Source organism: Salinigranum halophilum (genome assembly GCF_007004735.1).
Classification (GTDB): Archaea; Halobacteriota; Halobacteria; order Halobacteriales; family Haloferacaceae; genus Salinigranum; species Salinigranum halophilum.
Genome location: NZ_SSNL01000003.1, coordinates 586,281 through 602,173 on the forward strand (window position 1 = coordinate 586,281; position 15,893 = coordinate 602,173).

Below are 15,893 nucleotides of genomic sequence, written 5' to 3' on the forward strand. Positions count from 1 at the left end.
GGTCCGTTCTCGTGTCTCGCCGTCGCGCCGACATCCTCATCCCCTTGCCCGTCGAAGGCTCTCTCGAATGCCACCCACGGCTGTCGCGTTCGACCTCGACTACACGCTGGCGGTTCCCACCAGGGACCGTCAGACCATCCTCTCCGAGGCCGCGCGGGTCGCCGGTGCGCCGCCGCTCTCTCGGGAGGCGTATCTCGCCGCCCACGCGAAGTGTCTCACCGAGGAGACGCGCGAACCCATCTTCGCGACGCTCCTCGCGGAACACGACCACGACACGGAAGCCTCTCCGGCCGCCGTCGCCGAGGCGTACCGCGACCTCATCGCGGAGGCACTCGTCCCCGTCGCGGGGGTCGAAGGGATGCTCGACACGCTCCGACGCGAGTACCGCGTCGGGTTGCTCACGAACGGCCCCGTCGTCGCCCAGCACGACAAACTCCGAAAGCTCGACTGGGTCGGCGCGTTCGACGTCGAACTCGTCACCGGGTCGCTCGCGGCGGGCAAGCCCGACTCCCGGGCGTTCGAGGCTCTGCTCTCGGAACTCGGCACGCCGCCCGAGGAACTCGTCTACGTCGGCGACGACGTCGACGCGGACATCGAAGGTGCCGCCGCCGCCGGCATCACTCCGGTCCAGGTCACCTTCGACGGGAGTGCCGACCCCCACCCCGACGCCGTCGCGACCCTCGGACGGGACGCGCTCGCGACCGACCTCCCGGCGCTGTTGACCCGACTCTGACCCACCGGCCGACGGGCCCCGGCTCAGGCGCTCGCCGCCCCGTCGACCGCCGCAACGACCGCCTCGAAGACAGTGACGACCCGTTTCACCTCGGCCCCGTCCTCGACGAACACCAGCGTTCGCGGGGGGCGAGACGCCTTCGGCCGGACGCGAAGCCCCTCGTCGCTCGCGACCTCGGCGGCCGTCTCCTGCTCGACGAGGAACTCCACGCGGGCGCGGTCGGGCTGGACGAAGACGACGGCCAGGTCGAACGCCCCGCTCCTGTCGGTACTGTCGTCCCGTCTGGTCACTCGATACGCGTGCGCCCCGTCGGGCGTCGGTGTCACCTCCCTGTCGGCGTCGGTGATGGCGACCCGTGCGAGCGCGTCGCCGAGGCCGTCGAGTTCCGAGGCGAGGAACTCGGCGATGCGCTTCCCGTCTCCGAGGCGGTCGTCGACCATCTACCCCTCCACGAGCGAGCGCCGCACTTCGTCTGCGAGCCCGCCCACGTCGACGTCGCGGCGGCGGGCGTAGAGGACGGCGGCGGCCTCGATGGTCACGCCGAGGTCGCGCTGGAGACGGTTGACCGCGGCGACGGCCTCCTGTTTTTCCACCCCGTCTGCGACGATCTCGTTCAACAGGCGCTCGAACGTCGACTGCGACTGGAGGATGGACTCGTCGGGCGTGAACCCGTCCGGAATCTCGACGTCTCCCGGCGCGAACGCCGCGACCAGGTCGCCCTCGTCGCGCTCGACGAGGCCCCGGCCGGCGGCGATGTCGATGAGGCGCTTCGCCTGGTCGGGTGAGAACCACTCGCGGTCGAGCGACAGCGCGACGACGAACTCCCCCTCGCCGAGTCGGTCGGTCCCGTGCTGGCGGAACGGGACGGCGACGGTGACCTCCATGCTCATACTCCGTGGGGGACGGGCGAGCGGATTAACCGTTGTGTGTCTCTCCGCCGAGTGGGGGAGAGACTGCGGTGGGACGATTCGATGTGTGGACGTGGTGTGGGTGTGGCGGTCCCGGCGACGGCACGGGACACGGGTGCGGTGGCCCGTCGTTCCCTCCTGTGTCCTCCAGCCTGAACGGTCGTGTACCGACCCGGACCCACCGACTCGTCCACGCGGCCACACCGACCCTGTCTGGCTGTCCCGTGTTCGCACAGCTCACCGTAGAGCGCGCGAGTCGTGCGATTCAAGTAGTCGCTGGCTCTCTATCCCCGTATGAAGCACCAGGGACGCTCGATGACGAAGCGGACGGGTGGTCGAATCAAGCCCGCTCGGAACAAGAAACGCTACGAGCAGGGTCGCGAAGCCAGCGAGACTACTGTCGGCGAGCCGCGGTTCCAGACCATCGACTCGCGCGGGAACGCGACCAAGACGCGCGCGCTCTCGACGAACGTCGCACAGATCTCCGACGGCGCGGAGACGGTCCACGGCGAAATCATCGGCGTCGAGGACAACCCCGCGAACGTCAACTACAAGCGACGGAACATCATCACGAAGGGCGCCATCATCACCGTCGAGGTCGACGGCGAGGAGAAGGAAGCGCGCGTCACCTCGCGTCCCGGGCAGGACGGTCAGGTCAACGCCGTCTTCGAGTAACACGACTCGACACGCGCTCTCGACCGGACTCGGTTCGGCTCTTCCGGTTCTCTCGTTCTCACAGTCGTCGGTCAGTCGGCCGACCGCCGCTCGCGTCGTACCCAGCGCCGACGGCATCACTCCGGTCCTGTTCACCCCGACGGGAACCCCAACGCGCAGAACGGGTCGCGCCTCAGGGCGTCGGTGCCGCCTTCTGCAGCGCCGTCTCGGCGATGTTGCCGCCGTAGTCCGCCGAGCGGGAGACCGAGTCGACGATGAGGCCGAGCACCTGCGCGCGGGCGGGGTCGAGTTCACGGAGGTACTCGTCGATGGCGCGGGCGCGTTCGTCGATGGCCTGGACGGCCTCGCGTGCCTCGTTGGCGAGGCGGGTCGCCTCCGAACTGTCCTCTTCGAACAGGGCGTCCATCCCGTCGTCGACGACGTTGGCGGCGTCCTCGCGGAGTTCTTCGAGCGCGTCGACGATCTCGTCGGGGACGGCCTTCTCGAGGTTCAAGGTGAGGTGGGCGATCTTCGTCGCGTGGTCGGCGATGCGTTCGAGTTGGCGGGCAGCCGACTGGTAGTCGAAGCACATCTCGCGGGGGAGGCCGAGTTCCTCGGCGGCCTTCGGGGTCCGGAGCGTGGCTCGGAAGATACGCGAGACGACCATCCAGAGGCGGTCGACGTCCTCGTCGCGCTGGATGACGTCGCGCGCCATGTCCTCGTCGAGGTCACCGAGCGCGAGGAGCGCGTCGTCGAGCATCGACAGTGCGATGAGTCGCATCCGGGTGACGGCGTTGTGAATCGACAGCTCCGAGGAGTCCAGGAGGTCGCGGATGACCACCCGGTCTCGGGTCTCTTCTAACACCTCGAGACCGACGAGACTCTGGGTGGCCTTTCGGATGGTGCGGCGCTGGTCGGTCGTGATGCGGGCGCTCTCGAGGGCGATGATGTCGAACCCCGAGACGTACATGGTCATCACGGCGCGCGTGAGTTCGTCGCCCTCCAGGGTCGTGACGTCCAGCGTCCCCTCGGTCCGCTCTTCTTCCGACCGTGGGGTGAGGAACAACGAGTCTCCCTCCGGATAGAACTCGACCTCGCTCCCCGCCGACACGCCGTTCTCTGTCGCCCAGTCCTTCGGAATCGAGACGGTGTACGTCGAGCCACCGGTGACCTGCACCTTGCGCGTTTCCACCATACCGATTGATTGGTAGGCATCCCACTATAAATTTGGCTATCGATATATATCTCTCAGCTGCCACCGGTCCGAATCCGCTGCTGCGGCGCAGAGCCGTCCAATCGTGCCGGCTTTCTCCCGACCGACTCTCCGCGTCCGCTGTCGCGGAAAGTCGCTCTGCCACCGCTCTCAAGCCTCCGCGAGCCGTTCTGTCCGCCGGCGTGTCTATTGAGATTCTGACCGGGTTTTTCACAAACATAGTACTATATATTTATATTAGTAGAGTATTTACTTGTCTCTCCGCCACTCTGTGATGATGACACGGAAGGGTGATTTCCTCTCGCGACGCGACTTCGTGATCGGCGCCGGCGCGGCCGGCGTGGCCAGCCTCGCAGGCTGTACCCGCCAGAACACCGAGGGTGGCTCCGACGGCTCCGGCGGGTCCAGTGGCTCCGACGGGTCGTCCGATGGCGCGCTCTCTGGCCCCATCGACATCGCGGGCTCGTCGACCGTGTTCCCGCTGGCGACCGCGTTCAGCGAGATCTTCAAAGAGGAACACCCCGACGTCGAGTTCAGCCTCCAGTCGACCGGCTCCGGCGGTGGGTTCCAGAACTTCTTCTGCGTCGGCGAGACGGATTTCAACAACGCCTCCCGCCCCATCTCGCCCGAGGAGGAGACCCTCTGCTCCGACAACAGCGTCGAACCCGTTGAGCTCCAGGTCGCCACCGACGCACTGACCGTCATCGTCAACAACGACAACGACTGGGCGGAGTCACTCACCGTCGAGCAGCTCCGGCAGATCTGGTCCGCAGAGGACCCGCCGAGCACGTGGTCGGACATCGACTCCGACTGGCCCGACGAAGAGCTCGAACTGTTCGGCCCGACCGACGCCTCGGGGACCTACGACTACTTCATCGAGGCCGTCATCGGTGAGGAGGGACCGGGTCACCGCCAGGACTACTCGCCGACGGAACAGGACCGCACCATCATCCGCGGTGTCGAGGGCTCGCAGTACGCCATGGGCTACATGGGCTTCGCGTACTACAGCCAGAGTTCGGACGCGGTGACGGCCATCGCCATCGACAGCGGCGACGGCCCCGTCGAACCGTCACTCGAGACGGCGAAATCCGGCGAGTACACGCCGCTCTCGCGCCCGCTGTTCACCTACCCCGCGACGTCCTCGCTCACCGAGCCGCAGGTCGCCGAGTTCGCCCGCTTCTGGATGGAGAACACGACCAACGAGGAGGTCGTCGCCGACGAGGTCGGGTACGTCCCGCTCGACAGCGACCAGCAGCAGGCGCAACTCGACACGCTCGAAGCCGCCATCGAGGACGCACAGTCGAACTGAGGACCGATTCGGAGACTGACGTTCGAATAACGAGATTTTTCACCAGTGAATATAGGATATATAGGTAAATGAGCACGGACGACATCACGAACGACCTCACACGGAACACGGAGAACGCGCCGGAGGAGCTCCTGACGCGCGCGTTCTTCTTCCTGTGTGCGGCGCTGTCGATCGTCACGACGGTCAGCATCATCCTGCTGCTCGTGACCGAGGCGGCGAAGTTCTTCACCGTCACCGCGCCGCTCATGGGTATCGAGGGGCCGACAGCGTCCGTCGTCGACTTCCTCACCGGCACGACCTGGGAGATCAACAACAACGAGTTCGGCGTCCTCGCGCTCGTCTCCGCCACGCTGATGATCACCATCGGCTCGGCCATCGTCGCACTCCCGCTGGGTGTCGCGACGGCGATCTACCTCAGCGAGTACGCCAACCCCCGCCACCGCGCCTTCCTGAAGCCGGCACTCGAGGTGCTGGCCGGTATCCCGACCGTCGTCTACGGGTTCTTCGCGCTCATCTACATCACGCCCGCCATCCAGACCGTCCTCCCGGGGACCGGCACGTTCAACCTCATCTCGGCCAGCCTCGTCGTCGGCATCATGATCATCCCGATGGTCGCCTCCATCAGCGAGGACGCGATGTCGGCCGTCCCCGACGAACTCCGGCAGGCCGGGTACGGGATGGGTGCGACGAAGTTCGACGTCTCGACGGGTATCGTCGTGCCCGCCGCGCTGTCGGGCATCTTCTCGTCGTTCATCCTCGCGCTCTCGCGAGCCATCGGCGAGACGATGGCCGTCACCGTCGCCGCGGGGTCGCGCGCGCAGTTCCTCAACCCGCTCAACCCCGCCGCGTACCAGGAGGGGGCGCTCCCGATGACCGCCGCGATGGTCCAGTTGCTCCTGGGCGACATCACCGGTGGGGGGCTCGCGTACCGCAGCCTGTTCGCCATCGGCCTCACGCTGTTCGTCATCACGCTCGTCATGAACATCATCAGCGACTTCGTCGCGCAACGCTACCGGGAGGAGTACTGAGATGGCGACCGAGAGAGGCCAGGTCATCGAGAGCTTCGGAACGGTCAACAAGACCGTCGGGACGCTCTTCCAGTACGTGTTGCTGGCGGCGACGCTGTTCGGGCTCGTCACGCTCGGCATCCTCCTCGTGTTCGTCGCCAACGACGCCATCCAGCCGCTCACCGCGGACCCCGGCTGGCACCTGACGTTCTTCGTGACGCTCGTCGTCCCGACACTCCTCGTCGGCGGCTTCCTCTACGTGCGGCACTCGAACGCGCTGACCTTCGGTGCCACGTCGGTCGGACTCTTCGTCGTCAGCCTCATGTTCAGCGGGGGCGTGGCGATGGTCTTCGTCGACATGCTCTCGCCGGTGACGTGGTTCGGCTTCCTCCTCGCGCTCGCCATCCCGCTGGCGGGCGTCGTCGGCATCGAACGCGCCGGCCGACGCCTCCCGTTCTCCGCCAAACTCGTCGTCACGACCCTGCTGTTCTACGTCCCCCTCTTCGGCCTCCCCGGACCGGTCGGGGCCGCCGCGGGCGTCCCGACGCTCGTCCCGAGCGTCGTCGACCTCTTCTCGTCGCTCCCCGTGCTCCCCGTCGACTGGGTGCTGCTCTCGCTCTCGCTCGGCGGTATCGTCGGTGTCGTCGTCGGTACCTACGCCCGCCGCCTCGGTGGCAACCGGGCCGGTGTCGTCGGTGGCGTCGCCGCTCTCGGCATCGTCGCGCTCAGTGCGGTCGTCGGCCCCCTCGCGGGCGTCGACCCCGTCCCGGCGACGGTCATCGCGAGCGTCGCCGTCGTCCCTACTCTCGCGTACCTCGCCGGGGGTGCCGTCGCGCGACCCGACGACCGCGCCGGCCTCCTCGTTCCGGTGGTGATGGTCGGTGGGGCGTTCCTCGGCGCGTTCGTCGTCGAGGCGGCGGGCTTCTCGGGGCCGGCCTCGTGGGTCGACTGGCAGTTCCTCACGAGCGCGCACAGCCGAACCGCCGTCGACGCCGGACTGTACCCCGCCATCGGCGGCTCCATCCTCCTGATGATCACCGTCGCCGTCTTGGCGTTCCCGCTCGGCGTCGGCGCTGCCGTCTACCTCGAGGAGTACGCGCCGAACAACCGCTTCACGCGGTTCATCGACGTCAACATCTCGAACCTCGCCGGCGTGCCGAGCGTGGTGTACGGCCTCCTGGGGCTGGGGGTGTTCGTCACCTACCTCGGCCAGCCGACGGGGACCGTCGCCATCGGCGGCGCGACACTCGGACTGCTCATCCTGCCCATCGTCATCATCTCCTCGCGAGAGGCTATCCGGAGCGTCCCGAACGACCAGCGACAGGCCTCCTACGGGATGGGCGCGACGAAGTGGCAGACCGTCCGGCGCGTCGTGCTCCCGCGAGCGTTCCCCGGCATCCTGACGGGGACCATCCTCGCGCTCGGGCGCGCCATCGGCGAGACCGCGCCGCTCATCATGATCGGCGCACCCAGCGTCATCTTCTCGCTTCCGACGGAGTTCTCCGCGAAGGCGAGCGCGATGCCCCTGCAGGTGTTCGCGTGGGCGAGCCTCTTCGCCAGCGACGACTTCTACACCAAGGCGGTGCCGGCAGGCGTCGTCGTACTCGTGAGCGTGCTGCTCGCGATGAACTCCATCGCGATCGTGCTCCGAAACAAGTACCAGACCGACGGATAATCGACAACCATGAGCGACAAAGAGACACAGACGATGGCCGAATCGACAGCCGGTGAATCGGCGGACCCGACCGAAGAGGACATGCTCGTCCAGACGGACGTGAGCGAGAGCGTCGAACAGGCTCGACGCCCCCCGGCGAAGACCGTCATCCGCGCCGAGGGCATCGACGTCTACTACAACGACGTGCAGGCGCTCGACGGCATCTCGATGGAGATCCCCGAGAACCGCGTCACCGCGATGATCGGGCCGTCGGGGTGTGGGAAGTCGACGTTCCTCCGGTGTGTCAACCGGATGAACGACCTCGTCGACGCCGCGAGAGTGGAAGGAAACCTCTACCTGCGCGGGAAGAACGTCTACGACGACGACGTCGACCCCGTCGCCCTTCGGCGACGCGTCGGGATGGTCTTCCAGAAGCCGAACCCCTTCCCGAAGAGCATCTACGACAACGTCGCGTACGGCCTCGAGATTCAGAACAAGGAGGGCGACTACGACGCCATCGTCGAGGAGTCGCTCAAGCGGGCGGCGCTGTGGGACGAAGTCAAGGACAAACTCGACGAGTCCGGCCTCGACCTCTCGGGCGGCCAGCAACAGCGGCTCTGTATCGCCCGCGCGATCGCGCCGGACCCCGAGGTCATCCTGATGGACGAACCTGCGTCCGCGCTGGACCCCATCGCCACCTCGAAGATCGAAGACCTCATCGCGGACCTCGCCGAGGAGTACACGGTCGTCATCGTGACGCACAACATGCAGCAGGCCGCCCGCATCTCGGACAAGACCGCCGTCTTCCTCACCGGGGGCGAACTCGTCGAGTTCGACGACACCCAGAAGATCTTCGAGAACCCCGAAAGCCAGCGCGTCGAGGACTACATCACCGGCAAGTTCGGGTAGGGACTCGCGCGCTCGCTGTCGCTTCGCCACCCCCGCCCGACGTCTCCGAGTCGCCGTCGTACTGACACCGAACCAAACAGTAATCCACCCTTCCAGAGAAGTATCGACCATGCCTCGTGACGCGTACCAAGACGCTCTCGAGACGCTCCGTGCGGACGTCGTGGCGTTCGGCGAACGGGTGTCGGACCAACTCGACGACGCCCTCCGGGCCATCGAGACCGACGACGACGCCCTCGCCACGGCTGTCATCGAGGGAGACGACGCCATCAACGAGCGCTACCTGGAACTCGAAGGCGACTGTATCGACCTCATCGCCCTCCAGCAACCGGTCGCGAGCGACCTCCGATTCGTCACCGCCTCGTTCAAGATCATCACCGAACTCGAACGGGTCGGCGACCTCGCGACCAACCTCTCGGCGTACGTCCACTCGGTCGACTCGCCACACTTTCCCGACGTGAGCCTCCTCGACGTCGGCCGACTCGCTCGCGAGATGGTCGACGAGGCGCTCGACGCCTACGACGGCGCGGACCCCGACCGCGCGGCGGCCGTCGTCGAACGCGACGACGAACTCGACGGCCTCTGTGAACGGGTCGCCGAGACAGTCGTCCTCGAACTGGTCGAGACGACAGAGACCTTCGCGGACGACGAACTGGCCGACCTGCTCTCGGAGGTGAACCTCCTCTTGCTCACGCTTCGGGACATCGAACGCGTCGGCGACCACGCCGTCAACATCGCCGCCCGGTCGTTCTACATGGTGACGAACCGGACGACGCTGCTGTACTGACCGGCTCGTGCGGTCGGCCTCGGTATTTCGCTCTCGGACGATATACATAGGACTAAATAGCAATATTGTCCCGTGGGAAAGTGATTTATAACCGGACCCACTCGACTCGGGTATGGCTCGACAAGCGTATCAGTCCCGCCTCCAGGGACTCCGCGACGAGGTGCTCTACATGGGCGAACTCGTCGCCGAACAGCTCCGGACGGGGTTCGACGCCCTCGAAGGGAAGGACGACGAGTTGGCACAGGCGGTCATCGACGGCGACGAGGAGATCAACGGACTCTACCTCGAACTCGAGAAGGAGTGTATCGACCTCATCGCGCTCCAACAGCCCGTCGCCGGCGACCTCCGCTTCATCGCGTCGTCGTTCAAAATCATCACCGACCTCGAACGCATCGGCGACCTCGCGACCAACCTCGGCGGCTACGCCCTCCAGGCCGAGCGCGATGCCTACCCCGAGGTCGACATCCGACGCATCGGCGACGCGACGCTCGAGATGCTCGAGCGGGCGCTCGAAGCGTACGCCAACGAGGACGTCGACGGCTGTTACGACATCGCCGACCGCGACGACGAGGTCGACGCGATGTGTCAGGTGGCGAGTCAGACCGTCGTGCGCTCGCTCCTCGAAGCCGACTCGTTGGAACAGGACGTCGACGAGACGTTCCAGGACGTCTCTCGGCTCTTCCTCACGATTCGCGACCTCGAGCGTGTCGGCGACCACGCCGTCAACATCGCCGCCCGCACACTCTACATGGTCGAGCAGAACGACGAACTGCTGTACTGACTCGACCGATACGGTCGCTTCTGGCCGGTCGGTCGCGGTGACGGAAGCTATAACGGACGGGCTCGAGTAGTCACGCGCAATGAGTCACGAGGACCGCGAGCCTGCGCCGAACTCACTCGCCGGCCGCTCGCTGGACGATGCTGTCGACGCCGTCGTGAACCGAGACGAGTCACACGACCCCGACGAGGTCCGTCGGGTACTCTCGTCGGTCACCGAGGACGGGGTCGTCTCGACCGACGCGGCCGACGACGCGGTTGCTCACCTCTCGAAGGTCGTCTCGACGCCAGAGACGCGGACCGAACTGGCGGCCATCGCGCTCGCGGATGCGAAGGAGGCCGCCGAACCGGTCGCCCACCTCGACGTCGTGCAGGCGCGACTCGACCAGTACCAGACGCGACTCGACGAACTGGAGGCGTACGTCCCCGACCTCGGCGAGGAACTCCAGGCCGTCGCCGCCGACGATGGGGACCTCTACGAACGCGCCGTGCGAATCCAGCGGCTCACCACGGCCGCCAACCGCACACAGGGGGCCGCCGACGAACTCCAGGTCGACCTCGAGGAGTTCGAGCGCTGGCTCTCGAACCAGACGGTTCGGTACGACGAGTTCGCCGACGAACTCGACGCGCTCGAAGGGTCCATCGAAGAACTCACCGCCCGGGCCGAGGAGGTCGCATCGGTTCTGGAGACGGCCACCGAGACGCACGTGACGCTGAACGAAGACCCCATGGCGTCCTGGGTGGACGTCAGCCTCCGTCACCGGGCGCTCGGACTCCTCTTCGACGACCTCCGTGCGGAACTCGAGACGCTCCGCGAGTGGCCCAACACCGAGTCCACCGACGGTGCGACCGACTTACAGGCGCGGCTCGCCGACCTCAGAACGCGGTGGGAGACGACCGGCGACCGCCTCGCGGCGGTCGGCTCGGACGAAGCCAGATACACTGACTTCCTCGAGGCCTTCGAGAACGACCTCGACGCGTACGAACCGCCGATCGACTGGCGCGAGGTGCAGTCGACGCTCGACGACTACCGCGAGCGTGTCGACGGGCTCGCGTAACCGTCCCCTCGACGAACCCCACCCGACCCGACAGTCCCGACGTCACAGCCGGTCGTCGCGCATCGCCGCCTGCAGGGCGACGTCGCCGATGGCGTCCCCGTGGTCGAGCGTTCTGCGGAGGGCGTCGAGACACCGTGCGACCGCGACGACGTCCCTCGTGGTGCTCGCCGACATCTCGCTTCGGTCGGCGACCAGTGCGTCCTCGAACGCCTCCAGGGTCGCCCGCGCCTCCGTACCGGTGTCGAGTATCTCGTGGACCCTGTCGGTGTCGCGGCCCTCGAGGACCGCGTTCGAGGCGCCCTCGACGATTCCCCGCGCGGTGTTCGAGAGGACGTCGAGTTCGGCGGCGACCGTCTCGGGGAGCGGCTCCGTCAGCCGTCGACCCGCGCGGGCGATGGTGACGCCGTTTCGTGCGACTCGCCTGAGCCGCCGGGCGGTCTCGTAATACTCGAACAGTTCGGGACGACTCGTCTCGACCCGGTCGACTTCCGCCAGCGAGACGAGCGCGCGACTGAAGTGCCGGACCACCATCCCACAGAGTCGGTCGGTCTCGGTCTCGCGTTCGCACAGCCGGTCGTACGCTCCCGCGTCGGCGTCGACGAACGACCCCGTGGCCTGCTCGTGGACGGAGAGGGCGACGTACTGGAGTTGGACGACGGATTGTCGGACCGAGACGTCGGAGGCGTCGAGCAGGTTCCGGACGGTCAGTTCGCCCTCCTGTTCGTCGACCAGTTCGGTCCCGACGAACTGGCGGACGAGCGACCGGACCGCCCGACACGTCTCGGCGTCGAACGGCTCTCCGGCGGTGAGCGTCACCCGCTCGAAGCCGACGGCCTGCGCCGCGCTGAGGGCACGCGCGACCTGTTCTCTCCCGCCGTCGACCTCGACGGTGATGGTCGAGAGCCCGTCGCTGTCTTTCGCGCGGCTCCGGACGACGATCGAGCCGTCGAGGTGGCTGTAGAGGTTGACAGGGGTCCCCGCCTCGAGGCCGCGGGCGGTCGCCCACTCCTTCGGAATCGAGACCGTGTACGTCCCGCCGCCGACCTGCTGGAGCTTTCGCGTCTCCATCGTCACCCACCGAACGTCGGCCGGTGACGAGACGGGCCGTCGACGTCCGACGAGCGGCTCCCGGTTGCTGTCATCGGTCACCCGAACTTGCCGCTGATGTAGTCTTCGACGCGCTGACTCTCGGGGTCTTCGAAGATCTTGTCCGTATCGTCGAACTCGACGAGTTCGCCCCCGGTGAGGAACACCGCCGTCTGGTCGGAGATCCGCGCCGCCTGCTGCATGTTGTGCGTCACGATGACGACCGTGTAGTCCTCCGAGAGCTGGTGGATGAGGTCTTCGATTTTCGAGGTGGCGATGGGGTCCAGTGCGGACGCGGGCTCGTCCATCAGCAACACCTCGGGGTCGGTCGCCAGCGCCCGTGCGATACAGAGCCGCTGTTGCTGGCCACCCGAGAGACCGAGCGCGTTGTCGTCGAGGCGGTCTTTGACCTCGCTCCACAGCGCGGCGTCGGTGAGACAGCGTTCGACGAGTTCGGCTTCCGCCTCCTCGTCGCTCCGACCGAGTAGCCGCGCGAGAAAGCCTTTCTCGATGTCGCCGTGCTTGCGCGGTCCGTACGAGATGTTGTCACGGATGCTCTTCGGGAACGGGTTCGGCGACTGGAACACCATGCCGACGCGCTTTCGCAACTCGACGAGGTTCACGCCGTCCTGGTATATCTCCTCTCCCTCCAGTCGGACGGAACCGTCGATGCGTGCGGACTTGATGCGGTCGTTCATCCGGTTGAGACACCGGAGGAACGTCGACTTCCCACACCCCGAGGGACCGATGAGTGCGGTGACGCTGTTCTCGGGGATCTCCATCGAGACGCCTTTGAGCGCGTGGTCGTCGCCGTAGTAGACGTCGAGGTCCTCGGCGGTGAGTTTCGCCTCGCCGTCGAACTCGTAGTCGACCCACTCCGGCCTGGCCTGTTCTTCGGTTTCGCCTGCAACCGTCTGCAGGGGTTGGCCGCTCTCGCTGTCGGTGCCGCTCGCCTTCTGTGATTGTCGTGTTTCACTCATTGTTACTCGTGCTGAAGTTTGCTCCGGAAGTAGTACCGGGTCGCGATGCCGATGGCGTAGAACGAGAGGACGACGACGAGAAGGACGAGCGCCGTCGCCCACCGGAACCCCTCGGGGTCAGCGACGCTGTCGCCCAGCCCCACGCCCGCCGTGATGAGTGCGAAGAGCTGGTAGGGCAGCGCCGACGTCGCCTGCAGGAGTTCGGGGTTGGCCACGAACGGCGGTGCCGACGTGAACTCGAAGCCACCGATCACGTCGACTGTCTGCGCGCCAGGGACGAACGTCCCGCCCGCCATCGTCAGCAGAATCGGTGCCGTCTCGCCGGCGATGCGACCGACGCCGAGGATGACGCCGGTGACCACACCCGGCAGTGCCGCCGGCAGGACCACGCTCTTGATCGTCTGCCACCGACTGACGCCGAGTGCCACGCTCGCATCACGGTACTCGTCGGGCACCGCGATCATCGCCTCACGAGACGTGATGACCACCAGCGGGAGGAGCATGAATCCGAGCGTGAGCATCCCCGCGAGCAGCGACTTCTGATTCCCGAACCGCGGAATGAGGAACGCGAAGCCGAACAGCCCGAAGACGATGCTGGGGGTGGACCACAGTCCGTTGGTCGCGACCTCGACGGCCTGGGTGAACCGTCCGCGTTCGGCGTACTCGGTGAGGAAGATCGCGGCGCCAACACCGAGCGGGACGGCGAACAGCACCGCGCCGATGACCAGCCAGAAGGTCCCGACGATGGCGGGGAGAACGCCCTGGAAGTCGTTCAACAGCGCCACACCGTTCATCACGAACGGGAGGGACAGCGGCAGCGTGAACGTGACGCCGAGGAGTGTCGTCTCCGGGCCAGCGCCGGCACCGAACTCGGCACCGGTCAAGAGCCCGGGAACTCCCTGGACCACGACGAACGCCACGAGGATGAACAGGAACGCGACGATCGAGATGGCGTTCAGGTAGATGAGCGTGTACGCGCCCATACGACGGCCACGTGCTCCGAACCCGCCGTACGCCTTCGCGGCCGCCCAGCCAGCGAACAGGGTGGCGAACAGCGTCGCGACCGGGATGACGAACTCGGCGGTGAGCGACGCAGACTGCTCCCAGCCGAGGTCCCACACCCACTGTGGGCCGACGGTGCCGGTCACGAACACGAGCCCGGTCAGGAGACAGAGCAGTCCGATCGGCACCGTCGAACCCACGTCTTCCCGGGTGACGACCGTGACCCCGAACGCTGCGGCACCAACGACGACGCCACCGACTAAGCCACCGACGGTTCCCAGTCCGAGGGTCTGGGAGGCGAAGCCGCCGGCGACGGTGAACCACGCGATGCCGGCGACGACGGCCACGATGAGTCCAGCGCTCGAACTGGGTTGTGTTTCAACGAACTCCAGCCGTGAGCCGATGCCGAACGTGATGACCGCCCCGCCGAGCAGGGCGAGGAGCCCGCCGAGGAGCGTCACGGCCGGGACGCCGACGATCCGGTCGGTGATAGTGACCCGCTCGAACAGCGCCGCCAGCGAGAGCGCGAACAGGATCGCCGAGAGACCGACGGCCGCTGCGGCGACGGCGTCCGCCCCGGTGGTTTCGCGCTCGACCAGTTCGTTTCGCGTCGCGCCCGCCATCAGACCTCACCTCCGAGCTTGCGCCGCATCCGCCACTCGATGTACTGCGCACCGATCGAGATGAAAAGCACCGTGACGAAGAGGATGACACCCGCGACGAACAGCGCGTCCATCTGCAGGCCGTCCGCCTCGCCGTAGTTGCGGGCGATGAGCGAGGTGAGTGTCTCCTGTCCGTAGAAGACGTTCACGAGCGGTTCGGTGAGTCTGGGAACGCCGCGGAGCATCACGGTCGCGGCCATCGTCTCCCCGATGGCCCGACCCACGCCGAGCAGGACTGCCGCCGAGACGCCCGAGAAGGCCGCAGGGATGGTGATCGAGGTCATGGTCTGCCAGTCGGTCGTCCCGACCGCGAGCGAGCCGCTCTTCATCGATTCTGGCACTGAAGAGAGGGCGTCCTCGGCGACCGAGACGACCGTGGGGAGGGCCATCAGTCCGACGACGATCCCCACGAACAGATACGTCCCCTGGCCGGTGAGATCGAACTGCTGGGAGGCCCACGGGCTGAGGACGGTAAAGCCGATGAAGCCGTAGACGATCGAGGGGATACCGGCGAGAATCTCGACGCCCGGCTTGACGAGTTCTCTCACTACCGGCGGGGCGATCTCCGAGAGGAACAGCGCCGCCGAGACGCCGAGCGGGGCGGCGACAGCCGTCGCGATGACTGTCACCAGCACCGTCCCGTGGATCATCGGAGCCATCGAGTACCTGATGGGGTCGGAGACGGCGTCCCACCGCGTCTCGATGAACAGCCGAAGTCCCGGGACGCTCACGCCGAACACGGTGGCGCTCTCGTACTGAACCACGGGAATCGCCTCGAGGAAGATGAACACGATGATCAGACCCAGTATCAAGAGCGTCGAGATCGTCGTGGTCAGGGTCAGTATCAGCGCGGTCTCCTCTTGATATCTGAACCAGCCGTACACCGACGAGCCGACGAACACGGCGAACGGTGCCACCGTGAGCGACGAGACGAGGAGGAACCCGACGAACGCCGCGAGCAGTGACAGCGCGATTACCGTGATGGTGACGAGCGCCCCTGTCGACGTGTCGTCGACGAAGTCTTCGACTCGAGTGAGTTGGCGCCGCACTTTCGTCTGTAAGCCGGTCCGTTCTCCATCCGTGACTGAGGTCATATTGTGTGTTGTGGACGTGTTGTGTGAGGTGTGGTAGAAAAAAGCGAAACGCGTCGATGCGCC

At 66.6% G+C, this 15,893-nt stretch carries 16 protein-coding genes; 9 read left to right on the plus strand and 7 right to left on the minus strand.

Going from position 1 to position 15,893, the window contains the following annotated elements:
- Positions 1–67 precede the first annotated feature (67 nt).
- Positions 68–733, plus strand: coding sequence for an HAD family hydrolase (locus tag E6N53_RS07585; protein WP_142858148.1), 666 nt, complete (start codon positions 68–70; stop codon positions 731–733).
- Positions 734–756: 23 nt separating this feature from the next.
- On the opposite strand, the gene E6N53_RS07590 is transcribed toward E6N53_RS07585, so the two are convergent.
- Both E6N53_RS07590 and E6N53_RS07595 read right to left on the minus strand, forming a co-directional pair.
- Entirely contained in the window at positions 757–1,173 is a 417-nt protein-coding gene (locus tag E6N53_RS07590) for a DUF7993 family protein (RefSeq protein WP_142858150.1), read from the minus strand.
- Positions 1,174–1,623, minus strand: coding sequence for a DUF2240 family protein (locus E6N53_RS07595; RefSeq protein ID WP_136589442.1), 450 nt, complete (start codon positions 1,621–1,623; stop codon positions 1,174–1,176).
- A gap of 312 nt (positions 1,624–1,935) precedes the next feature.
- On the opposite strand from E6N53_RS07595, the gene E6N53_RS07600 reads away from it, so the two are divergent.
- Positions 1,936–2,316 (plus strand): 30S ribosomal protein S8e, encoded by a 381-nt coding sequence (locus E6N53_RS07600; RefSeq protein ID WP_136589441.1) that lies wholly within the window; start codon positions 1,936–1,938, stop codon positions 2,314–2,316.
- Between the two features lie 172 nt (positions 2,317–2,488).
- On the opposite strand, the gene E6N53_RS07605 is transcribed toward E6N53_RS07600, so the two are convergent.
- Positions 2,489–3,490: a phosphate signaling complex PhoU family protein gene (locus tag E6N53_RS07605; protein ID WP_136589440.1), complete on the minus strand. Its 1,002-nt coding sequence runs from the start codon at positions 3,488–3,490 to the stop codon at positions 2,489–2,491.
- Positions 3,491–3,785: 295 nt separating this feature from the next.
- On the opposite strand from E6N53_RS07605, the gene E6N53_RS07610 reads away from it, so the two are divergent.
- The 7 genes from E6N53_RS07610 (at position 3,786) to E6N53_RS07640 (ending at position 11,006) form a co-directional block, all read left to right on the plus strand.
- Positions 3,786–4,817 carry a PstS family phosphate ABC transporter substrate-binding protein gene (locus tag E6N53_RS07610; protein WP_142858152.1) on the plus strand — a complete coding sequence of 344 codons (1,032 nt, stop codon included), beginning with the start codon at positions 3,786–3,788 and terminating at the stop codon, positions 4,815–4,817.
- A gap of 68 nt (positions 4,818–4,885) precedes the next feature.
- On the plus strand, positions 4,886–5,845 hold the full coding sequence (gene pstC, locus E6N53_RS07615) for a phosphate ABC transporter permease subunit PstC (protein WP_136589439.1): 960 nt from the start codon (positions 4,886–4,888) through the stop codon (positions 5,843–5,845).
- Between the two features lies 1 nt (position 5,846).
- Positions 5,847–7,499 (plus strand): phosphate ABC transporter permease PstA, encoded by a 1,653-nt coding sequence (pstA, locus tag E6N53_RS07620; protein WP_142858154.1) that lies wholly within the window; start codon positions 5,847–5,849, stop codon positions 7,497–7,499.
- A gap of 9 nt (positions 7,500–7,508) precedes the next feature.
- Positions 7,509–8,387 carry a phosphate ABC transporter ATP-binding protein PstB gene (pstB, locus tag E6N53_RS07625; RefSeq protein ID WP_136589437.1) on the plus strand — a complete coding sequence of 293 codons (879 nt, stop codon included), beginning with the start codon at positions 7,509–7,511 and terminating at the stop codon, positions 8,385–8,387.
- A 109-nt stretch (positions 8,388–8,496) separates the two neighbouring features.
- Positions 8,497–9,171, plus strand: a complete 675-nt coding sequence (phoU, locus tag E6N53_RS07630) for a phosphate signaling complex protein PhoU (protein ID WP_136589436.1) — start codon at positions 8,497–8,499, stop codon at positions 9,169–9,171.
- Positions 9,172–9,283: 112 nt separating this feature from the next.
- On the plus strand, positions 9,284–9,952 hold the full coding sequence (phoU, locus tag E6N53_RS07635; protein WP_136589435.1) for a phosphate signaling complex protein PhoU: 669 nt from the start codon (positions 9,284–9,286) through the stop codon (positions 9,950–9,952).
- A gap of 79 nt (positions 9,953–10,031) precedes the next feature.
- Positions 10,032–11,006, plus strand: a complete 975-nt coding sequence (locus tag E6N53_RS07640; RefSeq protein WP_142858156.1) for a coiled-coil domain-containing protein — start codon at positions 10,032–10,034, stop codon at positions 11,004–11,006.
- 42 nt (positions 11,007–11,048) lie between these two features.
- On the opposite strand, the gene E6N53_RS07645 is transcribed toward E6N53_RS07640, so the two are convergent.
- From E6N53_RS07645 to pstC (E6N53_RS07660), 4 genes are all read right to left on the minus strand, one after another.
- Complete coding sequence (locus E6N53_RS07645; RefSeq protein ID WP_142858158.1) at positions 11,049–12,074, minus strand: AbrB/MazE/SpoVT family DNA-binding domain-containing protein; 1,026 nt, start codon at positions 12,072–12,074, stop codon at positions 11,049–11,051.
- A 77-nt stretch (positions 12,075–12,151) separates the two neighbouring features.
- The gene (pstB, locus tag E6N53_RS07650; RefSeq protein WP_142858160.1) at positions 12,152–13,072 is read right to left on the minus strand and encodes a phosphate ABC transporter ATP-binding protein PstB; all 921 of its coding nucleotides are present in this window, start codon (positions 13,070–13,072) and stop codon (positions 12,152–12,154) included.
- A 2-nt stretch (positions 13,073–13,074) separates the two neighbouring features.
- Complete coding sequence (gene pstA / locus E6N53_RS07655) at positions 13,075–14,697, minus strand: phosphate ABC transporter permease PstA (protein ID WP_142858163.1); 1,623 nt, start codon at positions 14,695–14,697, stop codon at positions 13,075–13,077.
- On the minus strand, positions 14,697–15,830 hold the full coding sequence (gene pstC / locus E6N53_RS07660) for a phosphate ABC transporter permease subunit PstC (RefSeq protein ID WP_142858165.1): 1,134 nt from the start codon (positions 15,828–15,830) through the stop codon (positions 14,697–14,699). The genes pstA (E6N53_RS07655) and pstC (E6N53_RS07660) overlap by 1 nt, the downstream gene beginning before the upstream one ends.
- Positions 15,831–15,893: the final 63 nt, after the last annotated feature.